This window comes from Leclercia tamurae, assembly GCF_025566055.1.
Lineage (GTDB): Bacteria > Pseudomonadota > Gammaproteobacteria > Enterobacterales > Enterobacteriaceae > Enterobacter > Enterobacter tamurae.
This window is the reverse complement of record NZ_JAMHKS010000076.1, coordinates 308,995-333,176: the sequence shown is the minus strand read 5'-3', so window position 1 is coordinate 333,176 and position 24,182 is coordinate 308,995. Positions and strand designations below refer to the sequence as shown.

Here is a 24,182-nt window from a genome sequence, read left to right as displayed (position 1 = left end):
GATTATACGGTGAAGCACGGCTGTTAATGAACCATTAATTGCCTTTCAGCGGGAACACGGGATAGCCATGCGCCTGCCACTGGGTAAGCTGTTGCTTCTGCGCTGCGGTAGGGGACTCGCCGCACCAGACCAACAGCGTCTGCCCGTCGAACAGCTCCGGGCGCAGCTGCACCAGCGAGTGCGCCAGCACGTCGACGCGCCAGCCCTCCTGCGCGGCTATCCACGCCTCCAGCCAAAGGCGGGTGGTATCCTGCACATTCCAGCCGACAACCAGCGCATCCTTGCTGTTCTTCTTTCGCGCGGTGGCCAGACAGATACAGATGTAGTTGATCAATACCCCGTCCAGCGCACTCAGCAGCGCCTGCAGCGTGGGCTGCTGGGACTGGAGTCGGCGGCGTAACGGGACGAACAGGTGCGAAATTAAGGTTTGCGCCGGGTATTCGCTGCCGCGCTCCTTGAGCCACACGCGCAGGCGATGCAGATGGCCGGACTGCAGATAACGCAGCAGCACCTCCTGCTGTTCGCGCCAGATGTCCTGCTCCTCCTGACCTTCCGGGCTCAGTAGCGTCTTGACCTTGCCGACCTGCACGCCGTTATCGATCCAGCCCTTGATCTCCCGGATGCGATCGATATCGGCATCGGTAAACAGCCGGTGTCCGCCGTCGGTTCGCTGTGGTTTGAGTAGTCCGTAACGTCGTTGCCATGCGCGTAACGTTACAGGGTTGATATCACACAGGAGTGCCACTTCCCCAATCGTGTAGAGCGCCATGTTTTCCCCCGGCTTGCACATGCCCAGATTAACTGTAGACGCAGTTTGCTGAACCAGGAAGGATTGCTCTTTTTTTGCACTATTAATATGAATTTCGGAATACGTTGAGTAAAAGGTGTGACGGCTGACACGAAAACACATTTTTATCCGCGTGCTGCCAGGCAAGTTAAGACGCTTCGGTGTATGTTACGCGGTTTTAGCGTTGTGGTTTGTGGGCATGTACGAATTTAATCTGGTGTTGCTGCTGCTTCAGCAGATGTGTGTGTTTCTGGTCATCGCCTGGCTGATGAGTAAAACACGCCTGTTCATCCCCCTGATGCAGGTCACCGTCCGCCTGCCGCACAAGCTGCTCTGCTACGTTACCTTCTCCATCTTCTGCATCCTTGGCACCTATCTCGGCCTGCACATTGAAGACTCCATTGCCAACACCCGGGCGATTGGCGCGGTGATGGGCGGCCTGCTCGGCGGCCCGGTGGTCGGCGGGCTGGTGGGCCTGACAGGAGGGCTGCACCGCTATTCGATGGGCGGAATGACGGCGCTGAGCTGTATGATCTCGACCATCGTCGAAGGGCTGCTCGGCGGCCTGGTCCACAGCGTGATGGTCCGGCGCGGTCGGCCGGATAAAGTCTTTAGTCCGCTCACGGCGGGGATGGTCACCCTGGTTGCCGAGCTGGTGCAGATGCTGATCATTTTACTCATCGCCCACCCGTTCGAGGATGCCCTGCATCTGGTCGGCAGCATTGCCGCGCCGATGATGGTTACTAACACGGTGGGCGCCGCGCTGTTTATGCGCATTCTGCTCGACAAGCGGGCGATGTTTGAAAAGTACACCTCCGCCTTCTCGGCCACCGCGCTGAAGGTCGCGGCCTCGACGGAGGGGATCCTGCGCCAGGGCTTTAACGAAGAGAACAGCATGAAGGTGGCCCAGGTCCTGCATCAGGAGCTGGATATCAGCGCCGTCGCCATTACCGATCGCGAAAAACTGCTGGCCTTTACCGGCACCGGGGACGATCACCACCTGCCCGGGAGACCGATTTCGTCCACCTATACGCTTCGCGCGATCGAGACCGGTGAGGTAGTCTACGCCGACGGTAACGAAGTGCCGTACCGCTGCTCGCTGCACCCGCAGTGCAAGCTGGGCTCAACGCTGGTGATCCCGTTGCGCGGCGAAAATCAGCGGGTGATGGGCACCATCAAGCTGTACGAAGCGAAAAACCGCCTGTTCAGCTCCATCAACCGTACCCTCGGGGAGGGGATTGCCCAGCTGCTGTCGGCGCAGATCCTTGCCGGACAGTACGAGCGGCAGAAGGCCTTGCTGACCCAGTCGGAAATCAAGCTCCTGCACGCTCAGGTCAACCCGCATTTTCTGTTTAATGCCCTGAACACCCTCAAGGCGGTGATCCGCCGGGACAGCGAGCAGGCAACGCAGCTGGTGCAGTTTCTCTCGACCTTTTTCCGCAAGAACCTGAAGCGGCCGTCGGAGATCGTCACCCTGGCCGATGAGATCGAACATGTGAACGCCTATCTGCAAATTGAGCAGGCACGGTTTCAGTCGCGCCTGCATGTCACGCTCTCGGTGCCGGATGAACTGGCCTGGCAGCAGCTACCGGCCTTTACCCTGCAGCCGATCGTCGAGAATGCGATTAAGCACGGCACCTCGCAGCTGCTGGGCACCGGAGAAATTGCCATTACCGCCAGCCTTTTTAACCGCCATCTGGTGCTGGATATTGAAGATAACGCCGGGCTCTATACCTCAACTACCGAGGGCGGCGGCCTGGGGATGGGGCTGGTGGATAAACGCCTGCGCGCCCATTTTGGTGAGGATTGCGGCATCACCGTCGTCTGCGAGCCGGACTGCTTTACCCGCATAACCTTAAGACTGCCTCTGGAGGAGCACGCATGATGAATGTGCTGATTGTCGATGATGAGCCTTTGGCGCGGGAAAACCTGCGGTTTTTGCTGCAGGAGCAGAGTGATATCGAGATTGTTGGCGAATGTGCTAACGCCATTGAAGCCATCGGGGCGGTGCATAAGCTGCGCCCGGACGTGCTGTTCCTGGATATCCAGATGCCGCGTATCAGCGGCCTGGAGATGGTGGGGATGCTCGACCCGGAGCATCGACCCTACATCGTGTTTCTTACCGCCTTTGACGAGTACGCGGTCAAAGCCTTTGAAGAGCACGCCTTTGACTACCTGCTGAAACCCATTGAAGAGCAGCGGCTGGAAAAGACCCTCAACCGTCTGCGCCAGGAGCGCAACGTGCAGGACGTATCCCTGCTGGCGGAACATCAGCAGCCGCTGAAGTTTATCCCCTGTAGCGGCCACAGCCGCATTTATCTCCTGCAGATGGACGACGTGGCCTTCGTCAGCAGCCGGATGAGCGGGGTGTTTGTCACCAGCGGTGAGGGCAAAGAGGGATTTACCGAGCTGACGTTGCGCACCCTGGAGAGCCGCACGCCGCTGCTGCGCTGTCATCGCCAGTATCTGGTCAACATGGCGCACCTGAAAGAGATCCGCCTGGAGGAGAACGGGCAGGCGGAGTTGGTGCTGCGGGCCGGGCAGACGGTGCCGGTCAGCCGTCGCTATCTGAAAAGTTTGAAAGAGGCGATAGGGCTGTAAAACTGGTACACTGCGCGGCAGAGCATCATCGACAGTTAAAGGCACACATGATTAGCAATGACATTCTTCGTAGCCTGCGCTACACCCTGAAAGCAAACAATAACGACATGGTGCGCATTCTGGCGCTTTCCGATATGGAGTCCACGTCGGCAGGTTTCGACACCTGGATGACCAAAGAAGATGAAGAAGGGTTTGTTCGCTGCCCGGACATCATCCTGTCAGGTTTCCTGAACGGTCTGATCTATGACAAGCGCGGCAAAGATGAGTCTGCGCCTGAGCTGGCGCTGGAGCGTCGGGTGAACAACAACACGGTGCTGAAAAAGCTGCGCATCGCCTTTTCCCTGAAGACCGACGATATTCTGGCGATCATGACCGAGCAGAAATACCGCGTCTCAATGCCGGAAATCACCGCCATGATGCGCGCCCCGGATCATAAAAACTACCGCGAGTGCGGGGACCAGTTCCTGCGTAATTTCCTGCGCGGACTGACGCACCGGGTGCATCACCCGAAACCATAAAAAAAGCCGGAGGTCATCTCCGGCTTTTTTATTATTTCACCTGCTGACCCGGCTTCGCGCCTTCATCAGGGCTTAACAGGAAGATATCCTTCCCGCCAGGGCCTGCGGCCATCACCATCCCTTCCGAGATGCCGAAGCGCATTTTGCGCGGTGCCAGGTTAGCAACCATTACGGTCTGACGGCCAATCAGCACCTGCGGATCAGGATACGCGGAGCGGATACCGGAGAATACGTTACGTTTCTCGCCGCCCAGATCCAGCGTCAGACGCAGCAGTTTGTCAGAACCCTCAACGAATTCCGCGTTCTCGATCAGCGCCACGCGCAGGTCAACTTTGGCGAAATCATCAAAAGTGATGGTCTCCTGAATCGGATCGTCCGCCAGCGGGCCGGTAACCGGTGCGGCTGCGGCTTTCACCTCTTCTTTCGACGCCTCAACCAGGGCTTCCACCTGCTTCATCTCGATACGGTTGTAAAGCGCCTTGAAGGCGTTCAGCTTATGGCCGAGCAGCGGCTGGTTAATGCTGTCCCAGCTCAGTTCGGTGTTCAGGAACGCTTCGGTACGCGCGGCCAGCTGAGGCAGAACCGGCTTCAGATAGGACATCAGCACGCGGAACAGGTTGATACCCATAGAGCAGATCGCCTGCAGGTCGGCATCGCGGCCTTCCTGTTTGGCGACAACCCACGGCGCCTGCTCGTCGACGTAGCGGTTAGCCAGATCGGCCAGGGCCATGATCTCTCGCACCGCTTTACCGAATTCACGGCTTTCCCAGGCTTCGCCAATCACGGTAGCCGCGTCGGTGAAGGTTTTGTACAGCGCCGGATCCGCCAGTTCAGCCGCCATCACGCCGTCGAAACGCTTGGCGATAAAGCCGGCGTTACGGGAGGCCAGGTTAACCACTTTATTAACGATGTCGGCGTTCACGCGCTGGACGAAATCTTCCAGGTTCAGGTCGATATCGTCGATACGGGAAGAGAGCTTCGCCGTGTAGTAGTAGCGCAGGCTGTCGGCATCAAAGTGGTTCAGCCAGGTGCTGGCCTTGATGAAGGTGCCGCGGGATTTAGACATCTTCGCGCCGTTCACCGTCACATAGCCGTGCACGAACAGGTTGGTAGGCTTGCGGAAACCGCTGCCTTCCAGCATTGCTGGCCAGAACAGGCTGTGGAAGTAGACGATGTCTTTGCCGATGAAGTGGTACAGCTCGGCGTCGGAATCTTTCTTCCAGTATTCCTCGAAGCTGGTGGTGTCGCCGCGCTTGTCGCACAGGTTCTTGAAGGAGCCCATGTAGCCGATTGGCGCATCCAGCCAGACGTAAAAGTATTTGCCCGGCGCGTTCGGGATTTCGAAGCCGAAGTAAGGCGCATCGCGGGAGATATCCCACTGCTGCAGGCCGGATTCAAACCACTCCTGCATCTTGTTTGCCACTTGCTCCTGCAGCGCGCCGCTGCGGGTCCACGCCTGCAGCATTTCGCTAAAGGACGGCAGGTCGAAGAAGAAGTGTTCGGAGTCACGCATCTCAGGCGTCGCACCGGATACCACGGATTTCGGCTCAATCAGCTCGGTCGGGCTGTAGGTCGCGCCGCACACTTCGCAGTTATCGCCATACTGATCCGGGGATTTACATTTCGGGCAGGTGCCTTTCACAAAACGGTCCGGCAGGAACATGCCTTTTTCCGGATCGTAGAGCTGAGAGATGGTGCGGTTTTTAATAAAACCGTTCTCTTTCAGACGGGTGTAGATCAGCTCCGACAGCTCACGGTTCTCGTCGCTGTGCGTGGAGTGATAGTTGTCGTAGCTGATGTCGAAGCCAGCAAAATCCGTCTGATGCTCCTGACTCATTTCAGTAATCATCTGTTCCGGGCTGATACCAAGCTGCTGTGCTTTCAGCATGATCGGCGTGCCGTGTGCATCGTCTGCACAGATGAAGTTAACCTGATGGCCGCGCATTCGCTGGTAACGGACCCAGACATCAGCCTGGATATGCTCCAGCATGTGGCCGAGGTGGATTGAGCCGTTTGCGTACGGCAGAGCGCACGTTACCAGAATTTTTTTCGCGACTTGAGTCATAGTGGACATTACTTCTTTGGTAGTGAAAAGGGCTTTGATAGTACCAAATGGGGCATTATTAAGTAAGCACAAACCATGGCCTTTCAGGTAAACTTGTTCAACAAAGCTCTTATCCACAATAACAAAAGGAGTCGGGATGAGTTCTCAATCCCAGGCCAAATCACCGGAAGCCTTGCGCGCAATGGTCGCCGGAACGCTGGCTAATTTTCAGCACCCCACCCTGAAGCACAATCTCACCGCTCTCAAGGCGTTGCATCACGTGGCGTGGCTGGATGATACCCTGCATGTTGAGCTGCAGATGCCTTTCGTCTGGAACAACGCGTTTGAGACGCTGAAAGAGCAAACCAGTGCTGAGTTGCTGCGCATCACCGGGGCGAAGGCCATTGACTGGAAATTGTCCCACGCTATCGCCACCCTGAAGCGGGTGAAAAACCAACCGGGCATCAACGGCGTGAAGAACATTATCGCCATCAGCTCCGGCAAGGGTGGGGTGGGCAAATCCTCCACCGCCGTGAACCTGGCGCTGGCGCTGGCGGCCGAAGGGGCGAAGGTCGGTATCCTCGATGCCGATATCTACGGCCCTTCCATTCCGAACATGCTGGGCGCCGAAAATCAGCGTCCAACCTCGCCGGATGGCACCCATATGGCACCGATCATGGCTTACGGTCTGGCAACCAACTCGATTGGTTATCTGGTGACCGACGACAATGCCATGGTGTGGCGCGGGCCGATGGCCAGCAAAGCGCTGTTGCAGATGTTGCAGGAGACGATGTGGCCGGATCTCGATTATCTGGTGCTGGATATGCCGCCGGGTACCGGTGATATTCAGCTGACGCTGGCGCAGAACATCCCTGTTACCGGGGCGGTGGTCGTCACCACACCACAGGACATCGCGCTGATCGACGCCAAAAAAGGCATCGTGATGTTCGAGAAAGTTGAGGTGCCGGTGTTGGGCGTGGTTGAAAACATGAGCATGCACATCTGCAGTAACTGCGGTCATCATGAAGCGATCTTTGGCGCAGGCGGGGCAGAGAAGCTGGCGGCGCAGTATCACACCCAGCTGCTGGGTCAGATGCCGCTGCACATTACGCTGCGTGAAGATCTCGACAGCGGGAAGCCGACCGTGATCAACCGTCCTGAAAGTGAGTTTGCTGAGATGTATCGCCAGCTGGCAGATCGCGTCGCAGCCCAGCTCTACTGGCAGGGAGAAGTGATCCCGGGCGATATCGCCTTCCGCGCGGTGTAGTTGTTTTGCCGGGCAGCGCTGCGCTTACCCGGCAAAATTCGCGATTAACGGTGGTAGAAGATATCGCCGTTATACGCTTTGTAGATCTTACCGTCGGTATCACCCACCAGCACGTAGTTCTCACCCATATAGGTCCAGTGCGTGCCCGCTTGTGGTTCAGGCAGGTTGCGCAGTTTGTACTGCTTGATGGTGTACTCAGGGGTCAGATACTGTGCCGGGGCGAAATCACCAATCTTAAATTTCGTAAAATCGGCTACAAACTCCTGTTCCTCATAGGCCTGGATGCCAGAGGGTGCCGCGGCGGCTTGTGGTGCAGCAAACGCCGCGCTCGCCAGTGACATCAGTACGCCCAGAAGTAGAATTTTACCTTTCGTCATTTTTTCTCCAGATTAATCATGGCCATTACTCTTGGTCTGCTGATTCGTGACCGAGCAACAGATACTCTATTTTATGTTTTGCCGGCTGGCTGGGCTGGTAAAAAATGTAACAAATCAACACATCCCTGCACATGCCGGGGCGGCTTAAATTATTTTTGTCGTGAATGTATTTTTATTTAAACGTTCTGTTAATTATAGTTTTATTTATAAAATCCGAAACGAAGTCATATTGCCAATATAGTCGTATCCGGACTGTATTATTTCTTTCGCGGAGTGTTTATGATACGGGCTAATTCATTGATGCTGTTTTTGGTTTCTCCTACCTAAAGAAATGTCCGGACAATCGTCAGCCCGGCTGGAACGTTTTCTTTATCAGGTTATTTTATTTTAACTCCATAATATAATTAATATTTCTTAATATTAATTACGCACTGGTATTATTGGGAGTTATCCAGAGATGAATGGGCTATTAACGTAATTCATAGAGTATTATTTATTAATGACAATGCCACTCCGCACTGGCGCAGGTTTATTTGCCGCCCTGTTATTAGCAGGCTGCACAATTACGCCCGGCCAACATATAAATACTTCTGGAAAAAATAACGTTGCTGTTGTCGACAATCCACTTGATTTGGATAAGAAAGTGGATGTCTGGCCGTTAACGCCCTCGGTCATTGAACAGCTCCGTGGCGATCGCGAGAAATCTCAGGCAAATCCGAATCTGGACGAAGAATTAAAGAACTGGGAATACCGGATTGGCCCCGGGGATGTGCTAATGATCACCGTCTGGGATCATCCGGAACTCACCACACCGGCCGGGCAGTATCGTAGCGCCAGCGACACCGGTAACTGGGTCGGTGCCGACGGCACGCTCTTTTATCCCTATGTCGGTAAACTTCACGTTGCGGGTAAAACCCTCGCCCAGGTACGCAAAGAGATCACTGCCCGGCTGGACAGGGTGATTGAGAGCCCGCAGGTCGATGTCAGTATCGCGGCGTTTCGCTCGCAGAAAGCCTATGTCACCGGCGAAGTGGTTAAATCCGGCCAGCAGCCGATTACCAATATTCCCTTGACCGTGATGGATGCGATCAATGCGGCGGGCGGCCTGTCGACCGATGCCGACTGGCGCAACGTGGTGCTCACTCATGAGGGCAAAGACACGCGGATTTCACTCTATGCCCTGATGCAGCACGGCGATCTCACGCAAAACCGCCTGCTGTGGCCGGGGGATATTCTGTTTATCCCGCGCAATGATGCCCTGAAAGTCTTTGTGATGGGCGAGGTGGTGAAACAGAGCACCCTGAAGATGGATCGCAGCGGCATGACGCTGGCGGAAGCGCTGACCAGCGCTGGTGGCCTGAATCAGGACATGGCCGATGCGACCGGCATTTTTGTCATCCGCTCCACCACCGGGAAAAGCCCGGACGGCAAAATTGCGCGCATCTGGCAGCTGAATGCCCGCGACGCGTCTGCCATGGTGCTCGGCACAGAGTTTCAGCTCCAGCCCTACGATATTGTCTATGTGACGACGGCGCCGATCTCACGCTGGAACCGGGTTGTGGCGCAGCTGGTGCCGACCATTAGCGGTATTCATGACCTGACGGAAACCGTGCGCTTTATTAAATCGTGGCCTGAATAATGATCCAGTCCATTCTGGTGGTGTGTACTGGAAATATTTGCCGTTCCCCGCTCGGGGAACGGCTTTTACAGCAGCAGTTACCGGCATTGTCCATCGCCTCGGCGGGCATCTGCGGCCTGGCCGGGCATCCGGCAGATCGCCATGCTCAGCAAATTGCAGCCACCTATGGTGTATCGCTGGCGGATCACGTGGCCCGTCGGCTGACGGTGCCAATGATGCGGGAATACGATCTGATCCTCGCCATGGAGTCAGAGCAAATTAACCGGATCTCACTTATTGCCCCGGAAGCGCGGGGTAAAGCCTTGCTGTTCGGGCAATGGCTGAGGGAACGGGAAATCCCCGATCCCTACGGTAAAGGCATGGAAGCCTTTGAATATGTTTTTCGCCTGCTTGGCGAAGCAAGTCTGGAATGGACTAACCGACTAACAGTAAAGGGATTACGGTCATGTCGTCGAAAAACGTGAATACACAGGGTTATGCTGTTGATAATCAAGAGTTGGATCTGGCACGTCTTCTGGGAGAGTTAATTGATCATCGCCTGTGTATTCTTAGCGTCACGCTATTGTTTGCGCTCTGCGGGACGTTGTATGCGTTATTTGCATCGCCGGTCTATGTCGCAGATGCCATGGTGCAAGTAGAAAATAAGCAGCAGAACAGGATTCTCAAAACCTTAAACCAGCTAGCCCCGGAGCGGTCATCAGATTCCAGTGCCGAAATTCAGTTGCTGAAATCGCGGATGATCCTCGGTGAAACCGTGGAGGCATTGCGCTTACGCGATGAGATAACCCAGGTTCGCCTGCCGGTTATCGGCAAAGCCTGGGCGAAGCTTACCGGACAACCTGCCGCCACAGTGATCCTCGATAATCTGACGCTTCCGGCCACCCAGAGCATGACCCTTACCGCCGAAGAGAACGGGCACTACCTGCTGGAAGGAGAGGGCTTTAGCGCGCGCGGTACCGTAGGGACACCGCTGCAGCACGCCGGAGTGACGATCGCCGTTCGCGAAATGATTGCGCCGCCAGGCACGCGTTTCAGACTGCGGCAGCACGCGCAGCTGGAAGCGATAAACGCCCTGAGCCGCCAGTTTAGCGTCACGGAACAGGGCAAAGAGAGCGGGATCCTCTCCCTGAGCCTGACCGGGCAGGATCCGGCGCGCATCGCCACCGTGCTGAATCATATTGCCCAGAACTATCTGCAACAGAACATTGCTCGTCAGGCTGCGCAGGACTCACAGAGCCTCAGCTTCCTTCAGCGCCAGCTGCCACAGGTGCGCGGTGAGCTGGAGTTGGCTGAAGAGCGTCTTAACACCTACCGTAAGCAGCGCGATTCAGTGGATTTGACCCTCGAAGCCAAGTCGGTGCTGGAGCAGATCGTTAACGTCGATAATCAGCTCAATGAGCTGACCTTCCGCGAAGCCGAGATCTCCCAGCACTTTAAAAAGGACCATCCCACTTATCGGGCGCTTCGTGAAAAACGTCAGACGTTAGAGAGCGAGCGGGAGCGGCTGAACAAACGGGTAGGGACAATGCCGTCGACGCAGCAGGAGATCCTGCGTCTCAGCCGTGATGTCGATTCGGGCCGCGCGGTTTATCTGCAGCTGCTTACCCGACAGCAGGAGCTGAACATCTCCCGCTCCAGCACCATCGGTAACGTACGTATTATCGATTCAGCGGTAACGCAGCCTGCACCTATTAAGCCGCGCAAGGCGTTAATCGTGGTCATTGCGACCCTGTTTGGTTTCTTCGTCTCGACAGGCGGGGTGTTAGCGAGATCGGCACTGCGACGCGGGATTAACGCCCCGGAACAGCTGGAAAGTGAAGGGATAAGCGTCTATGCCACCTTGCCTCATTCTGAGTGGCTGCACGGTAAAACCCGGGTGGGCAACCACTATTTCTTCCACTACTGCAAACGGCATAAAACCACCGACGTGCCTTTTTTACCGATCGACAGGCCGCTGGATAATTTTGTCGAAGCGGTGCGCGGATTACGTACCAGCCTGCACTTCGCCATGATGGATGCCGAAAATAACATTCTGATGTTCAGTGGCCCGTCTCAGGACTGCGGCAAAACGCTGGTCAGTACCTCGCTGGCGGCGCTGGTGACCCAGGTCGATCAGCGGGTGCTGTTTATCGATGCCGATATGCGTAAAGGCTATGTGCACAATATTTTTGGCCTGCCTAATGATGCCGGTCTGTCGGACGTGCTGTCAGGTAAAGTGGCTTTCCCGCAGGCCATTCAGACTTACGCCAGCGGCCAGTTTGATGTGGTGACCTGCGGGCATTATCCGCCGAATCCGTCTGAGCTGCTGATGCACGACCGTTTCCGCGAGTTTATGGCCTGGGCCAGCGCGCAGTACGACATGGTGATTGTTGATACTCCGCCGATTCTGGCAGTTACGGATGCCGCGCTGGTGGGCCGGGTCGCCGCCTCCACGCTGCTGGTGGCACGCTTTAACGTTACCAGCGTCCGGGAGATGGAGGTCAGCCAGCGTCGCCTGCAGCAGATGGGAGTCAACATTAAAGGGGCAATCCTGAACGACGTCGTGAAGTCGGCGGCCAGCTATTATGCTTCGGGTTACGATGCTTACGGCTATTCCGCAGCGCAGAGCGCAAAGAATAAAGCGAGATAACGAGGGGAATAAAGACCCGGCAGCGAGCGCTGCCGGGTTGAACAACTTACTTCGCCAGCAGCTCGTGCGCCGTGCGTTCCACCAGTGACAGCAGGACTTTGACATCCTCCAGCGTCACGATTGGGTTCAGCAGGGTCAGCTTCAGGCAGGTGATACCGTTATGCTCGGTCACACCGACGTTGGCACGGCCCGATTCCAGCAGCGCATCACCGATCTTCTGGTTGAGCAGCGCAATTGCCGCATCGTCCAGTTTCAGCTCAGGGCGGAAGCGGAACAGCACGCTCGCCAGCTGCGGTGGCATCACCAGTTCCAGCTGCGGCTGTTCGGTCACATACGCGGCAACCTGCTGCGCCATGGTCACACCGTGATCGATGATCTCAGCGTATTTCTTCTGGCCCAGCGCCTCCAGGCTCATCCACAGCTTCAGCGCGTCGAAACGACGGGTGGTCTGCAGGGATTTGGACACCAGGTTTGGTACGCCAGCTTCTTCGTCAAACTCAGAGTTCAGGTACGCGGCCTGATAACGCATCAGCTCATAGTGACGCGCCTCTTTCAGCAGGAACGCGCCGCAGCTGATGGTCTGGAAGAACTGCTTGTGGAAGTCCAGAGTAACGGAATCCACCAGCTCGATACCGTCGAGGTAATCGCGATACTTCTCGGACATCAGCAGCGCGCCGCCCCAGGCTGCATCCACGTGAACCCAGATGTTCTGCTTCGCCGCCAGCTCAGCAATAGCACGCAGCGGATCGATAGCGCCCGCATCGGTGGTGCCGGCAGTGGCAACAATCGCCAGAATCTGCTCGCCGTTGGCGTTGCACTGCTCGATTTTCGCCGCCAGATCGGTCAGATCCATACGCGAACATTCGTCAGTTTTTACCTGAATAACGGACTGGTAGCCGAGGCCCATCAGCGCCATGTTCTTCTGCACGGAGAAGTGCGCGCTGTCGGAGCACAGAACGCGGATCTTACGCAGATCGCCCACCAGACCATCCTGCTGGACGGAGTGGCCCTGACGCGCGAAGAACGCATCGCGCGCCAGCATCAGACCCATCATGTTGCTCTGGGTGCCGCCGCTGGTGAAGACACCGGCGTCGCCAGGCTGGTAACCCAGACGGGTACGCAGCCACTCGATCAGTTTTATCTCGATAATGGTCGCAGACGGGCTCTGATCCCAGGAGTCCATGCTCTGGTTAGTGGCGTTGATCATCACTTCCGCCGCCTGGCTTACCACCAGGCTCGGGCAGTGAAGATGCGCCACGCACTGCGGATGATGCACCGCGAGGCTGTCTTTCAGGAAATATTCAACGGCACGCTCGATGGCGGTCTCGTTGCCCAGCCCTTCCGGGCTGAAATCCAGGTTGATACGTTCGCGCAGCTCGGCGACCGTTTTACCCTGGTACATTTCCGGCTGTTTCAGCCACTGCATAACCGCCTGGGTGCTCTGCTCGATGGCCTGCTGATAGGCTTCGATGCTTTGCGCCGACGACGACAAAATCGGGTTTAAATCTGACATTGTATCCATTGTCTCCGGTTAGACTGGGCGAACGCCCGCAGCAAGCAGCGCCTGCTCAAATTTGTCCAGGAACACGTTCAGCTCCTGATCGCTGATCAGCAGGGAAGGCAGCAGACGGACAACGTTACCGTTACGACCGCCACGCTCCAGAATCAGACCGGCTTCGAAGCATTTCTTCTGGATCAGCGCAGACAGCTCGCCATCGCCCGGGAAGCAGCCCATATGATCGGCAGCTTCGTGCGGTTTTACGATCTCGATGCCGATCATCATGCCCAGACCGCGCACGTGACCGATAACCGGATAGCGTTTCTGCAGCTCAACCAGCTTCGCTTTCAGCCACTCGCCCTGGGCGGCAACTTTATCGGCAATGTTCTGCTCTTTGAGGATCTGCAGGGTGGTGAGGCCAGTGGCCATCGCCAGCTGGTTGCCACGGAAGGTACCGGTATGGTGACCCGGAGACCAGGCATCGAACTGCTTTTTGATACCCAGCACGGCCAGCGGCAGACCGCCACCAACAGCTTTGGACATCACGACGATGTCTGGCTGGATACCTGCGTGTTCGAAGGCGAAGAATTTACCGGTACGGGCAAAGCCTGCCTGAACTTCGTCGAGGATCAGCAGAATGCCGTGCTCTTCGGTTACTTTACGGATGCGCTGCAGCCACTCAACCGGTGCCGGGTTCACGCCGCCTTCGCCCTGAACGGCTTCCAGGATCACGGCAGCAGGTTTACGCACACCGCTTTCAACGTCGTTGATCAGGTTTTCGAAGTAGTAGGTCAGGGCTTTAACACCCGCTTCACCGCCGATACCCAGCGGGCAGCGGTACTCGTGCGGGTAAGGCATGAACTGCACTTCTGGCATCATGCCGTCAACCGCTTCTTTCGGAGACAGGTTGCCGGTCACGGACAGCGCGCCGTGGGTCATGCCGTGATAAGCACCGGAGAAGCTGATAATGCCGCTGCGGCCGGTCACTTTTTTCGCCAGCTTCAGCGCGGCTTCAACAGCGTCCGCACCGGATGGGCCGGTAAACTGCAGGCAGTACTCTTTGCCCTGACCTGGCAGCATGGAGAGCAGGTATTCTGAGAACGCGTCTTTTAACGGCGTGGTCAGATCCAGAGTATGTAACGGCAAGCCGCTGGTAATGACACTTTGGATGCTTTTCAGCACATCAGGATGGTTATGACCCAGCGCCAGCGTTCCCGCTCCGGCCAGGCAATCCAGATACTCTTTATTATCCGCGTCGGTGATCCACACCCCGTCCGCCTTAGTAATAGCTAAAGGCAGTTTGCGCGGATAACTCCTGACATTGGATTCCATTTCAGCCTGACGGGCCAGATAGGTTTCGTTGGTTTTGAAAGAAGAGGCATTCAAAGTATCAATACGGACTTTATCCGTCATCATATCACTCCTACAACCGCAGCTCAGCACGTGGCCACGATTGAATAATTAATTAAGAAAATGAGAAGGGCATCAAAAATCGCGGCCAATATAGAGCCTTTTTGCGCAGGGCTCAATGGTTAATTGTTTATCGTTTTGTTACGCGCGTTGAAACAACGCGCGTAAGCCGTAACCCCGCATGGCAACTGAGGTTTCCTGGGGGGCACTCCGGGGAAAAAAGTAGGGTATTTTAGAATGCTTTAGGACTACTTTGAACAACGTTCAGAATCCCGTGATCGCGACCATGGGTTTTATTCCATGACGCATCGGTGACGCCATCCGCATCAAGTGAAATCGACAGGATATAACCGGCCCCTTTGATCTCGTAAAAATTAGCATTCAACCGCTTCACCGTGGCTTTCTTGCCGTTGATGATGGCCTGGGTGAAGCCATTGTTGATGGTGGCTTTGATGCCGTTAGCGCTAAAAGAGGCTTCACGCAGCGGATCGGCAACATGGGCCGCCTGGGCATGTTGCGTTGCGGCCTGCGCATTCTCCAGAGCCTGTTTTTCGGCAGCAGCATTGATCGTGGCCTGACGGTTCTGGTCCGCGATATAGCAGGCATCACGGCTAACGCCCTTTGCTTCACACTGCGCTAACCGCTGCTCTTCAGAGACGCAGCCCGCCAGCAACGCAGCAACCACACCCACCAACAGAATCTTTTTCATACATTAACCTTATCGAGTTTAAGAATTTCTCATTCCCTGATAATTGCTCATTCATTCCATTAAGCCAGCCGTTATCTGCGTATATCTATAGTAGTAACGCAGTAGTGACGTGGGGTGACTATCGCGGAATGCAGGGTTTTGCTATTTGATGAAGATCACACTTAGCACGAATAGCTAAAAATACAGGTGCAATCCTGGTGGGCGTCGCAGCACCAGAAAGGTTCTTGCTATTGCCAGACGCATCCTCTACGCTGCCGTGATTACATGATGTTATGTAATTTGACTCGGGGTGCCCTTCTTTGTGAAGGCTGAGAAATACCCGTACCACCTGATCTGGATAATGCCAGCGTAGGGAAGTCAGATGCCCTCCGGGCAATCGCTTCTTCGCGCAAGGCAGGAGCGATACCATGCAGCCTGACCTGCTCAATTTACACGCCTTACACCATTTCCGAACCCGTTCCCCGCTGACCCACTGTATGACCAACGATGTGGTGCAGACCTTTACCGCCAACGTATTGCTGGCCCTCGGCGCATCACCGGCGATGGTGATCGAAGCCGAAGAGGCTGAACAGTTCTCCGCTATTGCCGATGCGCTGCTGATTAACGTCGGGACCCTGACCGCCTCGCGTGCCCAGGCGATGCGCCGGGCGATTGAAAGCGCGGTGGCGGCGGGTAAACCCTGGACGCTCGATCCGGTGGCCGTTGGCGCCCTGGCGTACCGGACCCGTTTTTGTCAGCAAATTCTCGCCCTCAAACCGGCGGCCATTCGCGGTAATGCCTCTGAAATTCTGGCGCTGGCCGGGATGAGTGCAGGCGGACGCGGCGTTGACACCACCGATACCGCCGCCAGCGCGCTGCCGGCAGCCCAGGCGTTGGCCCGGCAGACCAATGCAATTGTGGCGGTGACCGGGGAGGTGGATTACGTGACTGACGGGCTGCGGACCCTGACCATTACCGGCGGCGATCCGCTGATGACCCGCGTGGTGGGCACAGGCTGCGCCCTGTCGGCGGTCGTGGCGGCCAGTTGCTCACTGCCGGGCGACCGGCTGGATAACATCGCCGCGGCCTGCGGCTGGATGAAACGGGCCGGGACGCTGGCGGCAGCGCAGAGTCGTGGTCCGGGCAGTTTTGCCCCGGCGTTTCTGGATGCTCTGTGGGATCTGGGGGGGCAACCATGAAACGGATTAATGCCCTCACCATCGCCGGCACCGACCCGAGCGGCGGGGCCGGGATCCAGGCCGACCTGAAAACCTTCTCGGCGCTTGGGGCGTACGGCTGCTCGGTGATCACCGCCCTGGTGGCGCAGAACACCCGCGGGGTGCAGTCGGTCTACCGAATCGAACCGGATTTTGTGGCGGCGCAGCTGGAGTCGGTGTTCAGCGATGTGCGCATCGACACCACCAAGATCGGCATGTTGGCCGAAACCGATATTGTCGAGGCCGTGGCGGAGCAGCTCCTGCGGCATCGGGTCAAAAACGTGGTGCTGGATACGGTGATGTTGGCGAAAAGCGGCGATCCGCTGCTGTCACCCTCCGCCGTCGACACGCTGCGTAAAAAGCTGTTGCCGCAGGTGGCGCTGATCACCCCCAACTTGCCCGAAGCGGCGGCGCTGCTGGATGCCCCGCATGCACAAAACGAGCGAGAAATGAAAGAGCAGGGCACGGCGTTACTCGCCCTGGGTTGCGGTGCGGTGCTGATGAAGGGCGGTCATCTGGATGACGCTGAAAGCCCCGACTGGCTGTTCACCCGCGACGGAGCCACGCGCTTTACCGCCCCGCGCATCAAGACTAAAAACACCCACGGCACCGGCTGTACCCTCTCCGCCGCGCTGGCTGCGCTGCGTCCACGCCATGACAACTGGCCCGATACGGTGCAGGAAGCCAAGCGCTGGCTCTCTGCCGCGCTGGCTAAAGCCGATAGTCTGGAGGTGGGTCACGGTATTGGTCCGGTACACCATTTTCATGCATGGTGGTAAGCCTTATACTGGCAGGACACATCAGGCCTGAGAAAAACAGAGATGGAACAAGCGCATACCCGGCTAATTGCTCAACTGACTGAACGGATCGCTGCCCCTGACAATACGCCGCTGTATCTGAAGTTTGCTGAAACCGTAAAAAATGCGGTGCGCAGCGGGGTGCTGGAGCATGGAAATATTCTGCCAGGCGAACGCGATCTGAGCCAGTTGACCGGGGTGTCGCGCATTACCGTGCGTAAAGCGATGCAGGCGCTGGAAGCAGAGGGTGTGGTGACGCGCGCCCGTGGCTACGGGACGCAAATCAATAACATTTTTGAATATTCACTCAAAGAAGCGCGCGGGTTTTCTCAGCAGGTGGTGCTGGGCGGTAAAAAGCCCAATACGCTATGGGTCAATAAGCGCGTGGTGAAGTGTCCGGAAGAGGTCGCTGCTCAGTTGTCGATTGCCCCGGAAAGTGATGTCTTTCTGCTGAAACGTATTCGCTACGTGGATGATGACGCCGTCTCGATTGAAGAATCCTGGGTTCCGGTGGCACTGATCCAGGACCCGGACGCCATTGGTATTTCGCTGTACGACTACTTCCGCAACCAGAATATCTTTCCGCAGCGTACCCGTTCTCGCGTCAGTGCCCGCATGCCGGACATTGAGTTTCAGACCCACATTAAAATGGATGACAAAATACCGGTGCTGGTGATCAAGCAGGTTGCGCTTGACCAGCAACACCGGCCCATCGAGTACAGCATCAGCTACTGTCGCAGCGATCTATACGTTTTTGTGTGCGAGGAGTAATTCCTCGCGCGTGGGGGCGCAATCTCCCCCGCGATGGCTGACCACCCAGGCGGCCACGGCATTGCCCAGCATCACGGCGTCAGCAATACTCCATCCCGCCGCCAGGCCGGCAAGCGTGCCGCCCGCGTGGCTGTCGCCTGCACCAATGGTGTCGACCACGGTGGCCGGAAAGGCAGGGACATGACCCGAGGCGTCAGCGTCATACCAGACCGCACCATCTTTGTCGTGACGGACAATCAGCACTGATCCGAACCGTTGCTGCCAGTGGGCACCTAGCATCTCATCCTCTACACCCCATCTTTCAGCGGCAAGTTGTGCCTCCTGGCGATTGAGCGACACGATCGGCTTGCAGGCCATAATCCGTGTCATCAGCGCATCAGGAATATCCGCAATCCGTGGCCCAAAGTCGATAAACGTGGTCACGTCCTGAAGGCCTTCCAGCCAGCCTGTTAGTAACTCACCGCACGGCGATGCCAGCTGATAACCGGACAGATAGACCAGACTATTTTGCGGCACGTTAAGCGCATCAAGCCAGGGCTGCTGCCACTGATTCTCCACCCCGCTAAACGACATAAACGTTCGCTCGCCGTCAGGCTCCACCAGCGCCAGGCACCAGCCGTTATCGCCGGTTTCGGCTTCCACCACGCTGTGCAGATCCTGCCTGGCCATCGCTTGGCGAATAATGTCCGCCCACACGCCATGGCCGACGGGCAGCGCATTTTGTGCGGTGATCCCCAGGCGTTTCAGGGCGATGGCAATGTTTAACGCGCAGCCGCCGATGTTGACGCCCTGCTGTTTGAGCTCGATATCACACCCGCGCCAGGGCAGGGCGTAGGCATCGGCGATAACGTCAATCACCGCTGCCCCCAGTACCGTGACCGGGCGTGTGGCGTGTAATGCGTCAAGACGCCGGGAAAAAGAACTCATACCGCCTCCCTTTGCTCCCGGTAGTGCAGGAGTTTTTCGCCATAATGGCCAAAATCGAGCTGGTTAACGGCGTCGAGTTCGTCCTTTAGCCCCGGGTCAATCGCCTGCACGCCGTGCAGGGCCCCACAGATAGCCGTTGCCATCGCGCCAATGGTGTCCGTATCACCGCCCAGATTGGCGCATAACATGGCGCAGCGGTTCGGGTCAGTCCCGGCCAGCTCGACCATCGCAATCGCCGCCGGAACCGACTCAATGGTACTGGTTCCCGCCCCGACGAGTTGATACACCTGCTCGCTGGCGGACTCTGTGCCATTGGCCTCCCGCACGGTTTTTAGCGCCAGCTCAATGCGCGCGGCAAGCGACGCACTGAAGGTGGTGGTGTTGGCTTCCTGGGTATAGCGGGCAACAGCCGGCAGGGCATCGGCAATGTTCTGCCAGCGCTTACCGTCGATGGCGCACGATATCGCCCAGGCAATCACCACCGCACCGGCGATGGCAAGGTCCGATTTATGGGTCGGGCTGGAGGCCAGCGCGACCTGTTCAACAAAGTGCTCCAGACGCGTAGCCGGGAGCAGGCAGCCCAGCGGGGAGGCACGCATCGCTGCCCCATTGGTGACGCCGTTGTTTTCCAGTTCGCTGACCGGCTTGCCGTCGCGAATGGCGTTGAGGGCGATTTTCGATGTCGGGCCGAGTACGTTCTTATTAAAGGCGTCAAAGTCGAGCGCCCAGTGCAGGATGTGTTTGCCGATAACATCCGCATCAATCTGCCCGTCGCACTCGATAATCGCATCGGCCAGACACAACGCCATTGAGGTATCATCGGTGAACTCAGCGCGGTCGAAATAACAGGCCGCGTTATTTTCCGCCGGGCCGGGCAAGAAACGGTCAATCCAGCCGAAATGCGCTTTTACACGCTTTCTCGGCCACAGCTCCGATGGCATGCCCATCGCATCCCCTAAAGCCTGCCCGTAAAGCGCACCGAGAATACGTTGTTGTTTCATTTAACTTCCCCTTGTGTCAGCGCGGTATCGCCATCAACCACCTCAATTGCGGTGATCTCTTTATCCGATTCGCGGAAAAACAGCATAAACAGCACGGCAATCACCGCAATCATGATTGCACCAAACGTCCACATCCCGGCCCAGTTGAAGGTCAGCCCATTCACCGGCTCTTTGTAAGCGAACATTTTTTCCATCATTACGCCGCCCAGACGGTAACCCAGCAGGCTACCAAAGCCCTGACAGCACAGCGTAATCAAGCCCTGCGCCGCGGTACGCATATGCGCCGGCGCTTTTTTGTCCACGTAGATGTACGCGGTCACGTAATAGAAGTCGTAGCTCACGCCGTGCAGCAGGATGCCGAGGAACAGCAGGGCGTAGGTGAAGTATTGTTCCGCCCCGCCGTAAACAAAGAAGCCATAGCGAATGGCGGCGGTGATAAGACCCAGCAACAAGACCTTCTTAATACCAAAGCGTTTGGTAAAGAATGGCAGAGCCAGCATAAAGAAAATTTCTGAGAACTGACCGAGCGTCATCCAGCCCGTCGCGTTTTTCATACCCACTTCCGTCAGATATCCGGTGGCGAAGATGTAGTAGAACGCCAGCGGCATCGCGAACAGGAACGAGCAGAAGAAGAATACCAGGAAGTTCTTATCGCGCAGCAGGATCAGTGCATCCAGCCCCAGCATCACTTTGAAGTCCAGCTTGCCGGTACTCTTCGGCGGCGTATTCGGCAGGAACAGCGCGAACACGCCGAGCAGGGCAGAGCTGGCGGCGGTCATCAGCAGCGGAATATTGGTGTCGGAGATATCGCTGTAGCCCATCATCTGCGGCAGGAACCCACAGGCCAGGCCGGAGGCGATCCAGCCGATAGTGCCCATCACCCGAATGCGTGGGAAATCCGCCTCGACATCGTCAACATTAGCAAAAGCGATACTGTTGGTCAGGGCGATGGTCGGCATATAGGTCAGGGAGTAGGCCAGCAGCAGCGGGAAGAAGGTGCTGAACTGGGTTTGTTGCGCGGCGAAGTACATCAGAACGGCACCGGCAAACATCAGCACCGCCAGCACTTTCTGGGCGGCAAAGAAGCGGTCGGTCAGCGAGCCGACGAGAATAGGTGAGAGGATCGCCGCAATGGCGGTACAGGCATAAGACCAGCCGATTTCTCCGGCGCTAAAGCCGCTTTTACTCAGCCACAGCCACAGCGGCACAAACCATGCGCCCCAGATAAACCATTCAACAAACATCATGAATGACAGTTGGACTTTCGTTTTCATTGTTTAATCCTGCATGTCAGAGAGGGTACGCCTTTAACATACCATTCGGTGATACCTTTTAAATACCTTTGTGGTGATTGTTTGATCGGTGTAACAAAATTGTTGTACACGAAACGCGCCAGCGACCGGTACGGAAAAAACGCTGCGGGCGGTGGAAATAGAGGAGAGGCAGTACCAGGCTTAGAGGGCTTGCAATCCTGTGAGCCTGGATAAAACATGCCGACGCCCTGTCGGCACTGACGGGAGGAAAACCATGACTGATATTACGCAATTGCTGGGCAAAGACGCCGACAGCCTGTTACAGCATCGTTGTATGACCATTCCAGCCGACCAGCTTTACCTGCCTGGCCACGACTACGTCGACCGCGTGATGGTGGACAACAACCGTCCACCGGCGGTGCTGCGAAATATGCAGACGCTGTATAACACCGGACGTCTGGGCGGAACGGGGTATCTGTCGATCCTGCCGGTGGACCAGGGCGTGGAGCACTCCGCGGGCGCGTCCTTTGCCGCCAACCCGCTCTATTTCGATCCGAAGAATATCGTGGAACTGGCGATTGAGGCGGGCTGTAACTGCGTGGCCTCCACTTACGGCGTGCTGGCCTCTGTCTCGCGACGTTACGCCCACCGCATTCCGTTTCTGGTCAAGCTTAACCACAACGAAACCCTGAGTTACCCCACCGAATATGACCAGACGCTTTACGCCAGCGTTGAGCAGGCCTTCAACCTCGGTGCGGTCGCGGTGGGCGCTACTATCTATTTCGGCTCAGAGCAGTCGCGCCGTCAGATAGAAGAGATCTCGGCCGCCTTCGAGCGTGCCCATGAGCTGGGTCTGGTGACCGTGCTGTGGGCCTATCTGCGTAACCCGGCCTTCAGCAAAGACGGGACGGACTACCACGTTTCTGCCGATTTAACCGGCCAGGCCAACCATCTGGCGGCGACCATCGGGGCGGATATCGTCAAGCAGAAAATGGCCGAAAACAATGGCGGCTATACCGCGGTGAAATTCGGTTATACCGACGATCGGGTCTACAGCAAACTGACCAGCGATAACCCCATCGACCTGGTGCGTTACCAGCTAGCGAACTGCTATATGGGCCGTGCCGGGTTGATCAACTCCGGCGGCGCGGCAGGCGGGGAAACCGATCTCACCGATGCGGTGCGCACGGCCGTTATCAATAAACGCGCGGGCGGGATGGGGCTGATCCTCGGTCGCAAGGCGTTTAAGAAATCGATGGCCGACGGCGTGAAGCTGATTAACGCCGTGCAGGATGTCTATCTGGATAAGAAAGTGACCATCGCGTAACCATACTGCCGGGTGGCGACTACGTCTTACCCGGCCTACAAAACTTCATTCAAAAATCCCTCCCGATCCACTTCACACTTCCCCTGGCTTTTGTGAAAAGTGTCACTCCCCCCCGTGCAGATGCACAAGAAATGGTCAGCGCTTAGCGGAATTTGTCTAAGGCAGTGGATGAATTTTGCGCTTACAGTTAGTTTCGAAACAGCTTTTCAAAATGCTAAAGGCACTGAACCTACGTTGTTTTAAGGACTAATAATGAAAATCGAATCTGTAAACGTCACCGTCTTTCAGTATCCCACGCGCCGTGTCTCCGACACCGCCGGGCACTCCCACCCAGGCCCGGAGAGTCTGGCCAAAATGGCGATGCTGACCATTACCGCAGACGATGGCACCAAAGGGTATTCATTTGCACCGCCGGAAGTGGTGCGCCCTTTTGTGGTCAATACCTTCTTTCGTAAAGTGATGGTCGGCCAGGACGCGTTCAATCGCGAGAAGATCTGGCAGGAGCTGGCACACTGGCAGCGCGGCAGCGCCCACCAGCTGACCGAACGCGCGCTGGGGTTTGTTGAGCAGGCGCTGTGGGATCTGATTGGCCGCAAACTCAATATGCCGGTGTGGAAATTGCTCGGCGGCTACCGCGACAAAGTCCCGGCCTACGGCAGCACTATGTGCGGCGATGACCTGCCGGGTGGCCTGTCGACGCCGGAAGAGTACGCCACCTTTGCCGAGACGCTGGTCGCCCGCGGATACAAAGCCATCAAGCTGCACACCTGGATGCCGCCGGTCTCCTTCGCCCCTAATCCAAAGATGGACGTCAAGGCCTGCGCCGCGGTGCGTGAAGCGGTCGGCCCGGATATCGACCTGATGATCGACGGCTACCACTGGTACAGCCGCACCGAGGCGCTGTACATCGGCAAGGAGCTGGAGAAGCTCAACTTCGCGTGGTTTGAAGAGCCGATGGAGGAGGAGAGCATGTCCTCCTATGCCTGGCTGGCGGAAAATCTCTCCATTCCGATCATCGGGCCGGAAAGCCTGGGCGGGAAGCACCACAGCCGCGCCGACTGGATCAAAGCCGGGGCCTGCGACATCCTACGCGCCGGATCGAACGGCGTCGGCGGTATCTCGCCGACCCTGAAAGTGGCGAACCTCGCAGAGTCGTTCGGCATGGACTGCGAAGTGCACGGCAACGGCGCGGCGAGCCTGGCGGTAATTGGCGCCATCAAAAACTGCCGCTGGTATGAGCGCGGCCTGCTGCACCCGTTCCTCGATTACGACGAACCGGCGGCCTATCTGCACAGCCTGATTGACCCGATGGATGATGAAGGCATGGTCAGCCTGCCGACGCGCCCGGGACTCGGCGAAGACATTAATTTTGCGTATATCGAAGCCAATACCGTCAGCCACGACTGACAAATAAAAACGTACCCTACAGGC

The 24,182-nt window shown here is 56.9% G+C and carries 21 protein-coding genes and 1 riboswitch; of the genes, 12 read left to right on the top strand and 9 right to left on the bottom strand.

Annotation, left to right across the window (positions count from 1 at the left end):
* Positions 1-34 precede the first annotated feature (34 nt).
* On the bottom strand, positions 35-769 hold the full coding sequence (gene mlrA / locus M8318_RS17770; protein ID WP_106995317.1) for an HTH-type transcriptional regulator MlrA: 735 nt from the start codon (positions 767-769) through the stop codon (positions 35-37).
* A gap of 217 nt (positions 770-986) precedes the next feature.
* On the opposite strand from mlrA, the gene M8318_RS17765 reads away from it, so the two are divergent.
* Genes M8318_RS17765 through M8318_RS17755 form a run of 3 tightly spaced genes read left to right on the top strand, consistent with a single transcriptional unit; the run spans position 987 to position 3,906 of the window.
* A complete protein-coding gene (locus M8318_RS17765; RefSeq protein ID WP_262663756.1) occupies positions 987-2,672 on the top strand; it encodes a sensor histidine kinase in 1,686 nt (561 codons plus the stop codon).
* Positions 2,669-3,388: a two-component system response regulator BtsR gene (gene btsR, locus M8318_RS17760; RefSeq protein WP_262663755.1), complete on the top strand. Its 720-nt coding sequence runs from the start codon at positions 2,669-2,671 to the stop codon at positions 3,386-3,388. Before M8318_RS17765 ends, btsR begins: the two co-directional genes overlap by 4 nt.
* Before the next feature lie 47 nt (positions 3,389-3,435).
* Entirely contained in the window at positions 3,436-3,906 is a 471-nt protein-coding gene (locus tag M8318_RS17755; RefSeq protein ID WP_262663754.1) for a YehS family protein, read from the top strand.
* Positions 3,907-3,937: 31 nt separating this feature from the next.
* Here M8318_RS17755 and metG read toward each other — a convergent pair whose 3' ends face one another.
* Positions 3,938-5,971 (bottom strand): methionine--tRNA ligase, encoded by a 2,034-nt coding sequence (gene metG, locus M8318_RS17750; RefSeq protein WP_106995313.1) that lies wholly within the window; start codon positions 5,969-5,971, stop codon positions 3,938-3,940.
* 136 nt (positions 5,972-6,107) lie between these two features.
* Between metG and apbC the strand changes: the two genes are divergently transcribed.
* The gene (gene apbC, locus M8318_RS17745) at positions 6,108-7,217 is read left to right on the top strand and encodes an iron-sulfur cluster carrier protein ApbC (RefSeq protein ID WP_262663753.1); all 1,110 of its coding nucleotides are present in this window, start codon (positions 6,108-6,110) and stop codon (positions 7,215-7,217) included.
* Positions 7,218-7,261: 44 nt separating this feature from the next.
* Here apbC and M8318_RS17740 read toward each other — a convergent pair whose 3' ends face one another.
* Positions 7,262-7,594, bottom strand: a complete 333-nt coding sequence (locus tag M8318_RS17740) for an RcnB family protein (protein ID WP_032612537.1) — start codon at positions 7,592-7,594, stop codon at positions 7,262-7,264.
* Between the two features lie 499 nt (positions 7,595-8,093).
* Between M8318_RS17740 and M8318_RS17735 the strand changes: the two genes are divergently transcribed.
* From M8318_RS17735 to M8318_RS17725, 3 genes are read left to right on the top strand one after another with little or no spacing between them, the layout of a single operon-like run.
* Entirely contained in the window at positions 8,094-9,233 is a 1,140-nt protein-coding gene (locus M8318_RS17735) for a polysaccharide export protein (protein ID WP_262663752.1), read from the top strand.
* A complete protein-coding gene (locus M8318_RS17730; protein ID WP_262663751.1) occupies positions 9,233-9,697 on the top strand; it encodes an arsenate reductase/protein-tyrosine-phosphatase family protein in 465 nt (154 codons plus the stop codon). The genes M8318_RS17735 and M8318_RS17730 overlap by 1 nt, the downstream gene beginning before the upstream one ends.
* Positions 9,679-11,862, top strand: coding sequence for a polysaccharide biosynthesis tyrosine autokinase (locus M8318_RS17725; protein ID WP_262663750.1), 2,184 nt, complete (start codon positions 9,679-9,681; stop codon positions 11,860-11,862). Before M8318_RS17730 ends, M8318_RS17725 begins: the two co-directional genes overlap by 19 nt.
* Before the next feature lie 46 nt (positions 11,863-11,908).
* Here M8318_RS17725 and M8318_RS17720 read toward each other — a convergent pair whose 3' ends face one another.
* The 3 genes from M8318_RS17720 to M8318_RS17710 form a co-directional block, all read right to left on the bottom strand.
* Positions 11,909-13,375 (bottom strand): pyridoxal phosphate-dependent decarboxylase family protein, encoded by a 1,467-nt coding sequence (locus M8318_RS17720; protein ID WP_262663749.1) that lies wholly within the window; start codon positions 13,373-13,375, stop codon positions 11,909-11,911.
* Positions 13,376-13,393: 18 nt separating this feature from the next.
* Complete coding sequence (locus tag M8318_RS17715) at positions 13,394-14,776, bottom strand: diaminobutyrate--2-oxoglutarate transaminase (RefSeq protein ID WP_039031094.1); 1,383 nt, start codon at positions 14,774-14,776, stop codon at positions 13,394-13,396.
* 226 nt (positions 14,777-15,002) lie between these two features.
* Positions 15,003-15,479 carry a hypothetical protein gene (locus M8318_RS17710; RefSeq protein ID WP_262663747.1) on the bottom strand — a complete coding sequence of 159 codons (477 nt, stop codon included), beginning with the start codon at positions 15,477-15,479 and terminating at the stop codon, positions 15,003-15,005.
* A gap of 275 nt (positions 15,480-15,754) precedes the next feature.
* Positions 15,755-15,851, top strand: a riboswitch (TPP riboswitch).
* Positions 15,852-15,886: 35 nt separating this feature from the next.
* On the opposite strand from M8318_RS17710, the gene thiM reads away from it, so the two are divergent.
* Genes thiM through M8318_RS17695 form a run of 3 tightly spaced genes read left to right on the top strand, consistent with a single transcriptional unit; the run spans position 15,887 to position 18,243 of the window.
* Positions 15,887-16,657, top strand: a complete 771-nt coding sequence (gene thiM / locus M8318_RS17705) for a hydroxyethylthiazole kinase (protein WP_262663746.1) — start codon at positions 15,887-15,889, stop codon at positions 16,655-16,657.
* On the top strand, positions 16,654-17,454 hold the full coding sequence (thiD, locus tag M8318_RS17700) for a bifunctional hydroxymethylpyrimidine kinase/phosphomethylpyrimidine kinase (protein WP_262663745.1): 801 nt from the start codon (positions 16,654-16,656) through the stop codon (positions 17,452-17,454). Before thiM ends, thiD begins: the two co-directional genes overlap by 4 nt.
* A gap of 42 nt (positions 17,455-17,496) precedes the next feature.
* A complete protein-coding gene (locus M8318_RS17695) occupies positions 17,497-18,243 on the top strand; it encodes a GntR family transcriptional regulator (RefSeq protein WP_225758427.1) in 747 nt (248 codons plus the stop codon).
* On the opposite strand, the gene M8318_RS17690 is transcribed toward M8318_RS17695, so the two are convergent.
* Genes M8318_RS17690 through M8318_RS17680 form a run of 3 tightly spaced genes read right to left on the bottom strand, consistent with a single transcriptional unit; the run spans position 18,217 to position 21,445 of the window.
* A complete protein-coding gene (locus M8318_RS17690; RefSeq protein WP_262663744.1) occupies positions 18,217-19,170 on the bottom strand; it encodes a PfkB family carbohydrate kinase in 954 nt (317 codons plus the stop codon). The genes M8318_RS17695 and M8318_RS17690 overlap by 27 nt on opposite strands.
* Complete coding sequence (locus tag M8318_RS17685; protein WP_262663743.1) at positions 19,167-20,171, bottom strand: ADP-ribosylglycohydrolase family protein; 1,005 nt, start codon at positions 20,169-20,171, stop codon at positions 19,167-19,169. The genes M8318_RS17690 and M8318_RS17685 overlap by 4 nt, the downstream gene beginning before the upstream one ends.
* On the bottom strand, positions 20,168-21,445 hold the full coding sequence (locus M8318_RS17680; protein ID WP_261644242.1) for a nucleoside permease: 1,278 nt from the start codon (positions 21,443-21,445) through the stop codon (positions 20,168-20,170). Before M8318_RS17680 ends, M8318_RS17685 begins: the two co-directional genes overlap by 4 nt.
* A gap of 253 nt (positions 21,446-21,698) precedes the next feature.
* Here M8318_RS17680 and fbaB point away from each other — a divergent pair, with 253 nt between their 5' ends.
* Together fbaB and M8318_RS17670 are read left to right on the top strand one after the other, a co-directional pair.
* On the top strand, positions 21,699-22,751 hold the full coding sequence (gene fbaB / locus M8318_RS17675) for a class I fructose-bisphosphate aldolase (protein WP_262663742.1): 1,053 nt from the start codon (positions 21,699-21,701) through the stop codon (positions 22,749-22,751).
* 252 nt (positions 22,752-23,003) lie between these two features.
* Positions 23,004-24,158 carry a mandelate racemase family protein gene (locus M8318_RS17670; RefSeq protein WP_262663741.1) on the top strand — a complete coding sequence of 385 codons (1,155 nt, stop codon included), beginning with the start codon at positions 23,004-23,006 and terminating at the stop codon, positions 24,156-24,158.
* Positions 24,159-24,182: the final 24 nt, after the last annotated feature.

Coding starts and splice junctions, on each gene's coding strand:
- mlrA (WP_106995317.1), bottom strand. CDS start 769: ATGGCGCTCTACACGATTGGGGAAGTGGCACTCCTGTGTGATATCAAC.
- M8318_RS17710 (WP_262663747.1), bottom strand. CDS start 15,479: ATGAAAAAGATTCTGTTGGTGGGTGTGGTTGCTGCGTTGCTGGCGGGC.
- M8318_RS17680 (WP_261644242.1), bottom strand. CDS start 21,445: ATGAAAACGAAAGTCCAACTGTCATTCATGATGTTTGTTGAATGGTTT.
- M8318_RS17690 (WP_262663744.1), bottom strand. CDS start 19,170: ATGAGTTCTTTTTCCCGGCGTCTTGACGCATTACACGCCACACGCCCG.
- fbaB (WP_262663742.1), top strand. CDS start 21,699: ATGACTGATATTACGCAATTGCTGGGCAAAGACGCCGACAGCCTGTTA.
- M8318_RS17670 (WP_262663741.1), top strand. CDS start 23,004: ATGAAAATCGAATCTGTAAACGTCACCGTCTTTCAGTATCCCACGCGC.
- M8318_RS17695 (WP_225758427.1), top strand. CDS start 17,497: ATGGAACAAGCGCATACCCGGCTAATTGCTCAACTGACTGAACGGATC.
- M8318_RS17765 (WP_262663756.1), top strand. CDS start 987: ATGTACGAATTTAATCTGGTGTTGCTGCTGCTTCAGCAGATGTGTGTG.
- btsR (WP_262663755.1), top strand. CDS start 2,669: ATGATGAATGTGCTGATTGTCGATGATGAGCCTTTGGCGCGGGAAAAC.
- M8318_RS17685 (WP_262663743.1), bottom strand. CDS start 20,171: ATGAAACAACAACGTATTCTCGGTGCGCTTTACGGGCAGGCTTTAGGG.
- thiD (WP_262663745.1), top strand. CDS start 16,654: ATGAAACGGATTAATGCCCTCACCATCGCCGGCACCGACCCGAGCGGC.
- M8318_RS17755 (WP_262663754.1), top strand. CDS start 3,436: ATGATTAGCAATGACATTCTTCGTAGCCTGCGCTACACCCTGAAAGCA.
- M8318_RS17730 (WP_262663751.1), top strand. CDS start 9,233: ATGATCCAGTCCATTCTGGTGGTGTGTACTGGAAATATTTGCCGTTCC.
- M8318_RS17735 (WP_262663752.1), top strand. CDS start 8,094: ATGACAATGCCACTCCGCACTGGCGCAGGTTTATTTGCCGCCCTGTTA.
- M8318_RS17725 (WP_262663750.1), top strand. CDS start 9,679: ATGTCGTCGAAAAACGTGAATACACAGGGTTATGCTGTTGATAATCAA.
- M8318_RS17740 (WP_032612537.1), bottom strand. CDS start 7,594: ATGACGAAAGGTAAAATTCTACTTCTGGGCGTACTGATGTCACTGGCG.
- M8318_RS17715 (WP_039031094.1), bottom strand. CDS start 14,776: ATGATGACGGATAAAGTCCGTATTGATACTTTGAATGCCTCTTCTTTC.
- thiM (WP_262663746.1), top strand. CDS start 15,887: ATGCAGCCTGACCTGCTCAATTTACACGCCTTACACCATTTCCGAACC.
- M8318_RS17720 (WP_262663749.1), bottom strand. CDS start 13,375: ATGTCAGATTTAAACCCGATTTTGTCGTCGTCGGCGCAAAGCATCGAA.
- metG (WP_106995313.1), bottom strand. CDS start 5,971: ATGACTCAAGTCGCGAAAAAAATTCTGGTAACGTGCGCTCTGCCGTAC.
- apbC (WP_262663753.1), top strand. CDS start 6,108: ATGAGTTCTCAATCCCAGGCCAAATCACCGGAAGCCTTGCGCGCAATG.